11 protein-coding genes and 1 tRNA gene are annotated in these 11,934 nt (G+C 65.3%); 5 read left to right on the forward strand and 7 right to left on the reverse strand.

What is annotated here, in order from left to right; genetic code table 11:
* Positions 1–134 precede the first annotated feature (134 nt).
* A complete protein-coding gene (locus tag VN11_RS13890) occupies positions 135–1,679 on the reverse strand; it encodes a hypothetical protein (protein WP_053450172.1) in 1,545 nt (514 codons plus the stop codon).
* 286 nt (positions 1,680–1,965) lie between these two features.
* Between VN11_RS13890 and VN11_RS22560 the strand changes: the two genes are divergently transcribed.
* Positions 1,966–2,274 (forward strand): hypothetical protein, encoded by a 309-nt coding sequence (locus tag VN11_RS22560; protein ID WP_187299774.1) that lies wholly within the window; start codon positions 1,966–1,968, stop codon positions 2,272–2,274.
* 492 nt (positions 2,275–2,766) lie between these two features.
* On the opposite strand, the gene VN11_RS13900 is transcribed toward VN11_RS22560, so the two are convergent.
* Positions 2,767–2,856: transfer RNA gene (locus VN11_RS13900), tRNA-Ser, on the reverse strand.
* A 104-nt stretch (positions 2,857–2,960) separates the two neighbouring features.
* Positions 2,961–3,953 carry a LysR family transcriptional regulator gene (locus tag VN11_RS13905; RefSeq protein ID WP_053450173.1) on the reverse strand — a complete coding sequence of 331 codons (993 nt, stop codon included), beginning with the start codon at positions 3,951–3,953 and terminating at the stop codon, positions 2,961–2,963.
* A gap of 127 nt (positions 3,954–4,080) precedes the next feature.
* Between VN11_RS13905 and VN11_RS13910 the strand changes: the two genes are divergently transcribed.
* Positions 4,081–4,668 carry an FMN-dependent NADH-azoreductase gene (locus tag VN11_RS13910; protein WP_053450174.1) on the forward strand — a complete coding sequence of 196 codons (588 nt, stop codon included), beginning with the start codon at positions 4,081–4,083 and terminating at the stop codon, positions 4,666–4,668.
* A 137-nt stretch (positions 4,669–4,805) separates the two neighbouring features.
* The gene (locus VN11_RS13915; protein WP_053450175.1) at positions 4,806–5,156 is read left to right on the forward strand and encodes a ligand-binding protein SH3; all 351 of its coding nucleotides are present in this window, start codon (positions 4,806–4,808) and stop codon (positions 5,154–5,156) included.
* A 142-nt stretch (positions 5,157–5,298) separates the two neighbouring features.
* Here the strand turns inward: VN11_RS13915 and serS are convergent, their stop codons facing one another.
* Complete coding sequence (serS, locus tag VN11_RS13920) at positions 5,299–6,579, reverse strand: serine--tRNA ligase (protein WP_053450176.1); 1,281 nt, start codon at positions 6,577–6,579, stop codon at positions 5,299–5,301.
* A 113-nt stretch (positions 6,580–6,692) separates the two neighbouring features.
* Between serS and VN11_RS13925 the strand changes: the two genes are divergently transcribed.
* Positions 6,693–7,331 carry an energy transducer TonB gene (locus VN11_RS13925; RefSeq protein ID WP_040009559.1) on the forward strand — a complete coding sequence of 213 codons (639 nt, stop codon included), beginning with the start codon at positions 6,693–6,695 and terminating at the stop codon, positions 7,329–7,331.
* Positions 7,332–7,450: 119 nt separating this feature from the next.
* On the forward strand, positions 7,451–8,023 hold the full coding sequence (locus VN11_RS13930) for an energy transducer TonB (RefSeq protein ID WP_006452398.1): 573 nt from the start codon (positions 7,451–7,453) through the stop codon (positions 8,021–8,023).
* A 120-nt stretch (positions 8,024–8,143) separates the two neighbouring features.
* Here the strand turns inward: VN11_RS13930 and aroA are convergent, their stop codons facing one another.
* The 3 genes from aroA to serC form a co-directional block, all read right to left on the reverse strand.
* A complete protein-coding gene (gene aroA / locus VN11_RS13935; RefSeq protein WP_053450177.1) occupies positions 8,144–9,451 on the reverse strand; it encodes a 3-phosphoshikimate 1-carboxyvinyltransferase in 1,308 nt (435 codons plus the stop codon).
* A gap of 76 nt (positions 9,452–9,527) precedes the next feature.
* Positions 9,528–10,727 (reverse strand): prephenate dehydratase, encoded by a 1,200-nt coding sequence (gene pheA / locus VN11_RS13940; protein WP_053450178.1) that lies wholly within the window; start codon positions 10,725–10,727, stop codon positions 9,528–9,530.
* Between the two features lie 51 nt (positions 10,728–10,778).
* Positions 10,779–11,864, reverse strand: coding sequence for a 3-phosphoserine/phosphohydroxythreonine transaminase (gene serC / locus VN11_RS13945; protein ID WP_053450179.1), 1,086 nt, complete (start codon positions 11,862–11,864; stop codon positions 10,779–10,781).
* Between the last annotated feature and the right edge of the window lie 70 nt (positions 11,865–11,934).

The following is an 11,934-nucleotide window of genomic DNA, read 5'->3' on the forward strand; positions in this document are numbered from 1 at the left end:
TCTTCATTGGCTTACCAGAAGCGAGGAAGAGCCCACAGAGTACTCCCTGGTTCAATGCGGATTTGCGAGACAGAAATACGCGTAGGAACCGTTGGCTGCGGCACCGCCATCGCTGCTCGATCTGGAGTAGAGCCTTACCGCTGGAAGTAGCTGTCGCCGCCTTGGAGCCATTCCTCCGAAACACGCTTCCCGGCAATCCTTTCGATGAACGCCTTGGTCGCCGCACCTGTTGCCTTCGATGCATCGCCGGTCACTCGCCCGCCAAAGATTTGAAGCAAGCCGCGTTCGTAGAGATGGTCACAGCCGAACACGCAGAGCGGCATGACGATATGCGGATCGAGACGCTCGCGCTCGTTGCAGAGGGATCGCTTCTTCTTGTGCGCCGTGACGAGGGAGGCGACGTCGTGCTCTTCGCCGCAGATGGCGCAGCGGTGTGCCTTGCGGCCTTCGAAGAGGTATTTGGACAGGATCGATTGTTCGCGACGGTGCGTGCTCTGCACGTCAGCATCCGTGCTACCGATTGCGCCGATTCTCTGGAGGCGCGCCGCGAAGCGGGAATAGCGGTCGTCGTCGGTGAGCGCATCGTCGACAGGCTGGCGTTCCAATAGCCCGGGTCGGCCAACGAGGCTGTAGACGAACTGCTTGCGTCCAGCGGACCGGTCGACGTTCACCAACGCGTTCGCGCCGATCGTCTTCGTGGACAGAGGGATGCCGTAGCCGAGCGACACAAGATGCTCGCGTACCGTTACGAAATCGGACGGGCCGTTCTCTTCGAGGAAGTCGACGAGGTCGGTCTCGATTTCTGTCAGCTCGGTGGTCTCGCCCTCGAATCTGGCCATGCGCTTGCCGCACTGGAAGAATTTTGAGCCGCGGATGTATTGCTCGATGGCTGCTTGGTCCGGATAGGACAGGTTTGTCGAACGACGGCGCAGCGCATTGGCGAGTGTCGCGGCAAGGCGGGAGATCTCGACCTGGTCGAAGACGGAGAAGACCTTCTCGGACATGTTGACGAGGACGTTCTCACGATCCTCGAAGCAGTAGCGCGTGATGCCGCCCGACTCGCCTACCCAAGCCTCGGGATGGAGGCGGATGACTGCAAGCAGCGTCTTGAGCTCGACGTCGATTTGCGAGAGATGCGCGACGTCCACCAAGCCGACGAGCCCCGGAATGCGCCGCGCCTCCTTGACCGCGGCCTTGAGGAGCTTGACGCTCTCGTCGTCGAGGATCAGGTAGTCCTCGACCTCGTCGAGCTTAGAACGGGTCAGGGAAGTGATGCGGCCGTCGTACAGGCCGTACTGGGTGCACAGGCCAAGGCCATGCATCATGTTCAGCACACCCTGGATGTTAGCGTCCTCGTCGGCCCAGCCTTCATCGACCAGAAGTTTCGCGAGATCGGAGGCGAACCAGATCCTGAAGGCCGAGATCCGTTCGGCGCAGGCGCGCAGCTCAGGCAGGTCCTCGGCACCGACACGATCGCGGTAGTTCGCAGCGATAATCTGACGGGTGCGTTCGCGGGTGATGCCGCCGAAATGCTGACCGGTCTCCTCGAGCGTCGGCCAGATCGACGAGCCGAAGCCGTTGAAGAAGGCCACCAGGTCGATGTTGCGGCTCTTGGTCTCGCCTTCCGGGATGGCGGAATCGAGATGGGTGAGGAGCTCCTCTTCGAGCGTAATCGTCAACGAGCGTCCCTCAAATGCATATCCTCAGATTAGGCTAAGTCAGAAACAAGTGCGGCACCATATCGTACTGAAGCCGTCCCAGCCCTAACAAGCAAAAACCGTAAGCGATCTCCGGGCAGCACATTCAGCTTAGCTTGACGGCATTACTTAGGATGCAGCCATTGGTAGGCAGACGAGCGACGGGGCTATGCGACCGATCCGGTCTAGCGGAAGCCGCGTGGAATTTGTGCCGTCAGTTTGCCAACTGCCCATGTTGCTCAAGAAGTCGCATTAGGGCGGCATTGGCATGCGTAAAGTTCGAGAGCTGATCCTGAAGCTGGTACGCCCACTTCTCGCTATGGAAAAGATTGTTTCAGAATCGCCAGACGATCATCATCACCGTGAGGAGCCGATCGCGCGGATCGGTGTTGCTTCCATCAAGGACCGACTGGACAATACCGGGCTGGTCTGTGGGGCGCAGATGGAGGTGTGGAAAGTGGTGCGTGAACCCGCCGTTGACGTGATAGCGCTGCTGAAAATAGGCCAGTTCGACGTCATATTGGTCGGCATCGAGCGTGCCGCTATCTCACCATTCGTCGACCTTTGCGCAGATTAGGTCGGCGCGCGCGAAATTGCCCATGACTTGGGCCTAGAACACGCTCCACAGGAAGGTGAAGTTGAAGATCGCGCCGCGATCTGCTTCGGATAGCGCCTGAAATCCCGGCGCTTTCGCCAATAGCCATTGCATACTCATTTGGTGTCCGTCCCTCAGACGGCCGCTATCGCCTCTCATACCTAGTGCTGGAGGACGGTGTAGGCTTTTCAGGGGTATCCATCCGAGGCGTCAATGTGATGTTCCTCGGGTCGATGAGGAGTTTCAGATCGCAGGCCATCACCGCATCCATTCCATATTCTTCAAGGTCGTCGACCTCTGGCCTAACATCGAGCGCTTCGAATCACGAACAATCCATCGAGATCATCATCGCTGCAGACGCTGGTATGTCGGGCTGTAGAACAGAAACGACGGTGATCGACCGTGCGTATTCTACTTGATGACGTTGCGGCCATCTGCGGCAATATCGCGCTATAGAGGGCAATTGGCGGGAGCTGGCGGAGAGAGTGGGATTCGAACCCACGGAAGGTTTAACCCTTCGCCGGTTTTCAAGACCGGTGCCTTAAACCGCTCGGCCATCTCTCCGTATCGGCCCGGCCTGCTGGCCGGGCGCGTATTCTCGCACGGCCGGGCGATTTGCCCAAGACCGGCGTGGCACCGGGCATCACCCAGCACTCCCACAGCAGGCCTCAGCCCGCGTCCACCGCCAACGCCCCCAGTGCACTGGCCTTGATCCGCTCCTTGGCCTTTTCACAGGCACCACCGCAGTCCAGGCGCGAGGCCTCCAGCTGCGGCGGCAGATGCTCGGCCAGGAAGTCGATGAATACCCGCACCGCCGGCAGCAGGCCGCGGCGCGAGGCGAACACGGCGTGGCACACGCCCTGCGGCAGCGACCAGTCCGGCAGCACCACTTCCAGCTCACCATTGCGCACCGCATCGGCGCACACGGTCTCCGGCAGCATGGTGATGCCGAAGCCGTCCTTCACCATGCTCTGCAGCAGCGGGAAGTCGAAGCCAGCCACGCGCGGCTGCAGGTCCACCCGGCGCACTTCGCCTTCCGGGCCATGCAGCTCCCAGCGCTGGCGCGCTTCGTCTTCGCTGATGCTGAGGGTGACGTGCTGGGTCAGCTCTTCCGGGTCCTTCGGGCGGCCGGCGCGATCCAGGTACTTCGGGCTGGCCACCAGCAGTTCCTGCACCTGGCCGAAGCTGCGCATCACCAGGCTGCCGTCGTCATCCAGGCGCGAACGCACGCGCAGCGCGACGTCGTAGCCTTCATTGATGATGTCCACGCGGCGGTTGCTGATGTTCAGCTGCAGGCGCACCTTCGGGTACTGCTCCAGGAATCTGGGCAGCAGCTTGGGCAGCTGCATCTGCGCCAGCGACACCGGCACGCTGGCGCGCACCACGCCGCGCGGTTCCGCGCTGAGGCGGTCCACCACCTCGCGTGCGGCCTGCGCCTCGGCCAGCATGGTCTGCGCGTGGCGGTGCACGCTGGTACCGACGTCGGTGACCGCAAAGCGGCGCGTGGAGCGCTGCAGCAGGCGCACGCCCAGGTCGGTTTCCAGCTGGCTGATGCGGCGGCTCAGGCGCGACTTGGGGATGCCCAGTGCGCGTTCGGCGGCGGCGAATCCGCCGTGGTCGACCACCATCGCGAAGTAGTACAGATCATTCAGGTCATGCATGCCCGAGTTCCATATCTAGAACAATACGTGGCATTCAACCACCTTTATCCCGCCTTTGCAACAACCTATCGTTCTCTCCGTCGGCGGGGCTACCCCGCCCCTTCCTCCCAGAACATAGGTGACTGCCATGAAGCTTCTGCATCTCGACGCCAGCGTGCTTGGCGACAACTCCGTGTCCCGCCAGCTGTCGGCCGCCGTGGTCGCCCGCTTCACCGGCCAGATCGATGGCCTGCAGGTCGATTATCGCGATCTTGACGCCAATCCGGTACCGCATCTGCGCAGCAGTTCGCTGGCCAAGACCGATGCCGCCGAGGCGACCGATGCTGAACAGGTGATGCAGCAGTTCCTGGACGCCGACATCGTGGTGATCGGCGCGCCGATGTACAACTTCAGCATTCCGTCCACGCTGAAGGCCTGGATCGACCGCGTGGCCGTGGCCGGCCGCACCTTCAAGTACACCGAGAACGGCCCGGTGGGCCTGGCCGGTGGCAAGCGGGTGATCATCGCCAGCAGCCGTGGCGGCATCTACACCGACTCGCCGGCCGACTTCCAGGAGCCGTTCCTGCGCCAGGTGTTCGCCTTCATGGGCATCAACGAGGTCGAGTTCGTGCGTGCCGAAGGCATCGCCTACTCGCCGCAGCACCGTGAAGACGCCATTGCCGGCGCGCTGGCCACCCTGCCGTCGCACGAAGTGGCCGAAGCCGTCGCGGCATAACGCGTTCCAGCGTTCGGCGCCCCTCTCTCCTCGTCTGGGCGCTGAACGAGGGCCGGGATCCCCTCCCCCATCCCGGCCCACCCCGGCGGCCCCGCATTGCGGGGCCGTTTTCTTGGGCGACGCGTTAGGCTGGGGGCATGAACTACATCGTGACGGCTGCGCACCGCAGCGAATTTCCACACCCGATCACCCTGCGCCGTGGCCAGGCACTGGTGGTGGGCGAACGCTATGAAGGCCCGGAGGGCTGGGACGACTGGTTCCTGTGCGAAGCCGAGGGACAGCAGCCCGGTTTCGTACCGCCGCCGGTGATCGGCCGCGATGCGCAGGGTGGCGCTTTTGCCACGGAGGACTACTGCGCGCGGGAACTGGATGTGGGTCCCGGGCAGCTGCTGCACGGGGAACGCACGCTCAATGGCTGGGCGTGGTGCGTGCCGGAGAACGGCGAACCGGGATGGGTGCCGTTGGAGAAGGTGCGCATCATGGCGTGATCGCGGCGGTTCATCCACGCAGGGCGTGGATGTAACCGGCATTGTAGATCCACGCCGTGCGTGGATTCGGTTCCATGCAAGCATGGCACCCACCAGAGCCACTGCGATGCCATGCAAGCATGGCACCCACCCGATCAGGGTGTCAGGCGATGGTTTCCAGGCCGCCCATGTACGGGCGCAGCGCTTCCGGCACGGTGATGCTGCCGTCGGCGTTCTGGTAGTTCTCCATCACCGCGATCATCGCGCGGCCCACCGCCACGCCCGAGCCGTTCAGGGTGTGCGCCAGCTCCGGCTTGCCGGTGGCCGGGTTGCGCCAGCGGGCCTGCATGCGGCGGGCCTGGAAATCACCGCAGTTCGAGCACGAGGAAATCTCGCGGTAGGTCTCCTGCGACGGCAGCCAGACTTCCAGGTCGTAGGTCTTGATCGCCGAGAAGCCCATGTCGCCGGTGCACAGCAGCACCTTGCGGTACGGCAGGCCCAGCTTTTCCAGCACCACTTCGGCGCAGCGGGTCATGCGCTGGTGCTCGGCGTCGCTGTCTTCCGGGCGGCTGATCGAGACCAGCTCGACCTTCTCGAACTGGTGCTGGCGGATCATGCCGCGCACGTCGCGGCCACCGCTGCCAGCCTCGGCGCGGAAGCACATCGAATGCGCGGTCATGCGCAGCGGCAGGCGCCCGGCATCCACGATCTCGTCGCGCACGATGTTGGTCAGCGGCACTTCCGAGGTCGGGATCAGGTAACGCGTGGAATCACCCACGGCGGTCTTGAACAGGTCGTCCTCGAACTTCGGCAGCTGGCTGGTGCCACGCAGCGAATCGGCGTTGACAAGCAGCGGTACGTTGGTCTCTTCATAGCCGTGCTCGCCGGTATGCAGGTCGACCATGAACTGGGCCAGCGCACGGTGCAGGCGCGCGATCGGGCCGCGCAGCACGGTGAAGCGCGAGCCGGACAGCTTGGCGGCGGTCTCGCCGTCCAGCCAGCCATTGCGGGCGCCGAGTTCGACGTGATCCAGCACCTTGAAATCGAACTGGCGCGGGGTACCCCAGCGCGCCTGCTCGACGTTGTCGTTCTCGTCGGCCCCGGCCGGCACGTCATCGGCCGGAATATTCGGGATGCCCATCGAGATCGCATCGATCTTCTCGCGCAGCTCGTCCAGCGCCACTTCCGAGGCCTTCAGCTCGTCGGCGAACGCGGCGACCTCGGCCATGATGGCCGAGACGTCCTCGCCCTTGGCCTTGGCCTGGCCGATGGCCTTGGAACGGCTGTTGCGCAGGCTCTGCAGCTCCTGGGTACGCACCTGGATGCGCTTGCGATCGGCCTCCAGGGACTCCAGGGCAGACACGTCGAGCTCGAAGCCGCGGCTGGTGCGCAGGCGTTCGGCGAGGTCGGCGGGCTGGTGGCGGAGCAGGGCTGGATCAAGCATGGCAGGTGTCGTGGTGGGTATCAGGAACGGGATTATCGCTTGTTATACGGATTTCTGCCGCCCGGTTCATTCCCGCCGTGGCAGAATCGGGGCATTCCGTACTGGTCCGGTCCATGTCTGCACCCCGCTCGTCGTCCGCCAAGTCGTTCACCGTGCATATCCCGCGCAACGCCCTGAAGATCGCCGGCATCGCGTTCGGCGTGGGCATCCTGCTGTTCGTGCTGGTCTGGCTGACCGGCCGCGACAAGGAATTCTTCCGCGCCGACCCGGCCGCACAGACCCCACAGGAAACGGCCCAGGTGGAGCCATTGCCGGAACCGCTGGCCGCGGCGGCAGGCTCCAGCGACATGCCCGATGCCAAGCCGGCCCCGGTGGAAGAAGAGGCCCCGAAGCTGGTCGAAACCGCCCCGCCGCCGCCCGCCCCGGTGGCGGAAGCGGCCCCGGCTGCACCGGGCCCTGCGCCGGCGGCCACCGGCAACAGCCAGCCGATGCCGATTGCCGGCCAGTCGCCGCCGCCTGCCTATCCTGCCGCCGCCCTGCGTGCCGGTGAGACCGGCAGCGTGGTGGTGCGCGTGGATGTGGATGCCACCGGCTACCCGAACAACGCCACGGTGATCCAGCGCAGCGGCTCACGCGAGCTCGACCGTGCCGCCACCGATGCAGTGCGCCGCTGGCGCTTTACTCCGGCGCAGAGCAACGGCCAGGCCGTACCCGGCAGCATTGAAGTGCCGTTCGACTTCAAGACGCAGTAACTGAACGCTTGCCGGCAGGCAAACTGAACCCTGCCGATTGCGTTGACGCAACGCTGACACTCCTCGTCCATGGCTCGGGCAACACTGCCCACGTCGTCCATTGACGGAAGGAGTTTGCGATGACTGCCACCACCCACGAAGACCTCCATTCGCCGCAGCTGCAGCAGGATTCCAGCCTGCAGCACAGGCCCACATCACCGTGGATGTGGATCGCGCTGATCGTGGCGATGTTCGCGGCCGCCCTGCTGTGGCTGCGTCACTCGAACCAGGAAGATGTGGCGCCGGCACCGGTTGGCGAGCGCATGCTGCCGGCTCCTGAGCAGGCTGCGGTTGCCGATGCTGCGGCGCCTGCCGCGCGTCAGGCCGCACCGGCTTCCAGCCAGCGCAAGGCCGCACCGGTGGTGCGCAATCGTGAAGCGCGCCCGCTGGCCAGCAACCGCATGCCGACCTACCCCGCCGCTGCACTTCGTAGTGGCGTGCAGGGCAGCGTGATCGCCAGCCTGAATGTCGATACCCGCGGCAATGTCGCCAATGCTGCGATTGTTTCGCGCAGTGGCGAGCGCAGCCGCGACCTGGATCGTGCGGTGCTCAACACCGTGCAGAACTGGAAGTTCCAGCCTGCGGTGCATGACGGCCGCGCAGTAGCAAGCGTGGTGCGGGTCCCGGTGGATTTCCGCACCGAGCAGCGTTGATCGCGGACGAGGGGTTCGTGATGTTTCGACGGAGGCTTCGGCCTCCGTCTTTTTATCTGGAGAAGCGTGCCAACCAAGGTTGGCACCTACCGGGTTGTGTCGTCCGCCGGACGTGGCCGCTCAGGCCAGGTTGAACCCGGCGCTGCGTGCCAGGCCGTCGAAGTCCGGGAAGGATGTGGCGACGTTGGCGATGTCGTTGATGCGCACTTCGCCATCGCTGATCTGGCCGGCGATGGCGAACGCCATGGCAATGCGGTGGTCGCCGTGGCTTTCGATGGTGCCGCTGCCCAGGCGCACACCACCATGCAGGGTGGCGCCATCTTCGGTTTCGTCCACCTGCATGCCCAGCGCGCGCAGGCCGGTGGCCATCGCAGCCAGACGATCGGATTCCTTGACCCGCAGTTCGGCGGCGCCGCTGACCACGGTCTCGCCCTCGGCGGCGGCAGCGGCCACGAACAGCGCCGGGAACTCATCGATCATGTCCGGCACCAGCGCTTCCGGAATGCGTGCGCCTTTCAGCGGCGCGTAGCGCACCAGCAGATCAGCCACCGGTTCACCACCCTGCTCGGCCGGATTCTCTTCGGTGATGTCTGCGCCCATCAGGCGCAGTGCATGCAGCAGGCCGGTGCGGCGCGGATTCAGGCCGACCTGCTTCAGGCGCAGCTCGGAGCCGGGAATGATGCTGGCCGCCACCAGGTAGAACGCAGCCGAGGAGAAGTCGGCCGGGACCACGATGTCGGTGGCACGCAGGCGCTGGCCGCCACGCAGGCGCGCCTTGCCCGGCGAGAATTCGATGTCCACGCCAAACGCGGACAGCATGCGCTCGGTGTAGTCGCGGGTCGGGTGCGGTTCGGTCACCTGGGTTTCGCCCTGCGCATACAGGCCGGCCAGCAGTACGGCCGACTTGATCTGTGCGCTGGCCACCGGCGAGGCGAAGTCGATGCCGTGCAGCGTCTGGCCGCCATGCACGTGCAGCGGCGGCGTGCCATCGCTCTCGGTATCGATCTTTGCACCCATCTGCGACAGCGGGCCGGTGACGCGGCGCATCGGGCGGCCAGACAGCGATTCATCGCCGATCAGCGTGCAATCAAACGCCTGCCCGGCCAGCAGGCCGGCCAGCAGGCGCATGCCGGTACCGGCGTTGCCGCAGTCCAACGGCGCGTCCGGTGCTTTCAGGCCGTCGAGGCCGACGCCGTGCACGATGCGCTGCGACGGGCTCGGCGTTTCGATGCGCACGCCCAGCTGGCTGAAGATGCGCGCGGTCGCGCGGGTGTCTTCGCCTTCCAGGAAGCCGTCGATATGCGAGGTGCCATCGGCCAGTGCGGCGAACATCACCGAGCGGTGCGAGACCGACTTGTCGCCGGGAATGGTCAGGCTGCCCTGCAGCGGCTGGCCCTTGCGGGCGATCCAGTGTTGCGCGTTGCTCATCGTTCGATCATTCCGTAAACGCCGGCAGCGCCGGCGATGCATCAGGGGGCAGCGGCCGCAGCCGCCACAGCAGCACTCAGGGCACGGCCACCGGATAGGAACCCAGCACCTTGATCTGCGCCGAGTGCGCTTCCAGTTCGGCCAGCGCAGCCTGCATCGGCGTGTCGTCGATATGACCGGCCAGGTCGATGAAGAAGCCGTATTCCCACTTGCCGTGGTGCGACGGGCGCGACTCGATGCGGTTCATGCTGATGCCGTGGCGGGCAAACGGGCTGAGCACGTCGAACAGCGCACCGGGCTTGTCATGGATGAACACCAGCACCGAGGTGCGGTCATGGCCGGAGGTCGGGAAGATGTTGCGGCCCACCACCAGGAAGCGGGTGGTGTTGTCGGCGTCGTTCTGGATCGGCTTGGTGACCACCTTCTTCAGGCCGTACACATGGCCGGCGCTCTCGCCACCGATGGCCGCTGCATCGTCGGCGTTACGCGCACGGCGCGCGCCTTCGGCATTGCTCGACACCGGAATCTTCTCGGCCTTCGGCAGGTTGGCGCGCAGCCAGGCCGAGGTCTGCATGAACGACTGCGGGTGTGCGTAGATGCGCTCGATGTCCTCGATGCGGCCGCTGCGCGACATCAGGTACTGCTGCACGCGCAGTTCCACTTCGCCGCAGATCTTCAGGTTCGAGGTCAGGAACATGTCCAGGGTGATCTGGATGGTGCCCTGCCCCGAATTCTCCACCGGCACCACGCCGAAATCGGCGTTGCCCGCTTCCACTTCCTGGAACACTTCTTCGATGCTGGCCATCGGCAGGCCCAGCGCCGAGCGGCCGAAGTGCTTGAGCACGGCCTGCTGGCTGAAGGTACCCTCCGGGCCGAGGTAGCCGATCTTCAGTGGCTCCTGCTGGGCCAGGCAGGCCGACATGATCTCGCGGTAGACATGCACCAGCAGCTCGTCGCTGAGCGGGCCCTCGTTGCGGTCCACCACCATGCGCAGCACCTGCGCTTCGCGCTCGGGGCGGTAGTAGTCGACGGCGGCGGCGAGCTTGCCCTTGGCCTTGCCCACCTGATGGGCGAAGCGCGCGCGCTCGGCAATCAGGTTCTGGATGTCACGGTCGATCTGGTCGATCTTCGAGCGCACATCGGCCAACGCCAGCGGCGCCAGGGTCGGTGCCGGGTTCGAGGCGGCCTTGGCCTTGCCCTTCGCCCTGGCGGGCGCGCTGCCCTTGGCCGGTTCGGCCTTCTTCGGCGCCTTCTTGCTGGATTTGCTGCTTGCCATCGGAGTTCCTTGTTGCGGGGCACGCACCCGACGGTGCGCGCCGTTCATTGCTCAACCGTGACGCTGGTGGAAATCGGCCATGAAGGCGACCAGCGCCTCGGCCCCGGCCAGCGGCATGGCGTTGTACAGCGAGGCGCGGATGCCCCCGACCACCTTGTGCCCCTTCAGCGCCAGCAGGCAGGCGGCCTTGGCCTCGGCAACGAAGCGGGCATCGAGGTCGGCATTGGGCAGGAAGAACGGGATGTTCATCCGCGAACGCGCCGCATGCGCCACTTCGTTGCGATAGAAGCCACCGGAGCCGTCGATGGCGCCGTACACCAGGGCGGCCTTGGCGGCGTTGCGCTTGGCGAACTCGGCCACGCCACCTTCGGCCAGCATCCACTTGAACACCAACCCGGCCAGGTACCAATTCCAGGTCGGCGGGGTATTGAGCATCGAATCGCGGGCAACGTGCGAGCGGTAATCGAAGATGTCCGCGCGCGGCTGGCCGCTGCGTTCAAGCAGGTCACGGCGGATGATCATCACCGCGATACCGACCGGGCCGAGGTTCTTCTGCGCACCGGCGTAGATCACGCCATAGCGGCGCACATCCAGCGGCTCGCTGGCGATGGACGAACTGAAATCGGCGATCAACGGGACGTTGCCGGTGTCGGGCACATCACGGAACTCGACGCCGTGGATGGTCTCGTTGGCGGTGATGTGCACGTAGGCGGCCTCAGGCGAGAGCTGCCAGTCGGCACGCGGCGGCAGCGTGCGGTAGCCATCGGCCTCGCTGCTGGCGGCAATGTTGACGTCGACGTAGACACCGGCCTGCTTGACCGCGGTCTTGCCCCAGTGGCCGCTGACCACGTAGTCGGCGCGCTGGCCGGGGGCGGCGAAGTTGAGCGGGATCAGCGCCTGCTGGGTGGTGGCGCCACCGGGCAGGAACAGCACCGCATAGTCGTCGGGGATGTCGAGCAGTCGCCGCAGGTCGGCCTCGGCCTCGGCCGCCACGGACATGAACTCCGCGCCGCGATGGCTCATTTCCACGATCGAGGCGCCGGACCCGTGCCAGTCCAGCATTTCCGCCTGCGCCTGGCGCAGGACCGATTCCGGCAAGGTTGCAGGGCCGGCACTGAAGTTGAACGCGCGCGTCATGTCACACCTGTGGGGCAAGACCCCTAGTATGCCGCAGTGCACCAGCCTTGCGGCCTAGTGCGGCAAGGGA

It is taken from the genome of Stenotrophomonas maltophilia (genome assembly GCF_001274595.1).
In the GTDB taxonomy this organism is placed as follows: Bacteria; Pseudomonadota; Gammaproteobacteria; order Xanthomonadales; family Xanthomonadaceae; genus Stenotrophomonas; species Stenotrophomonas forensis.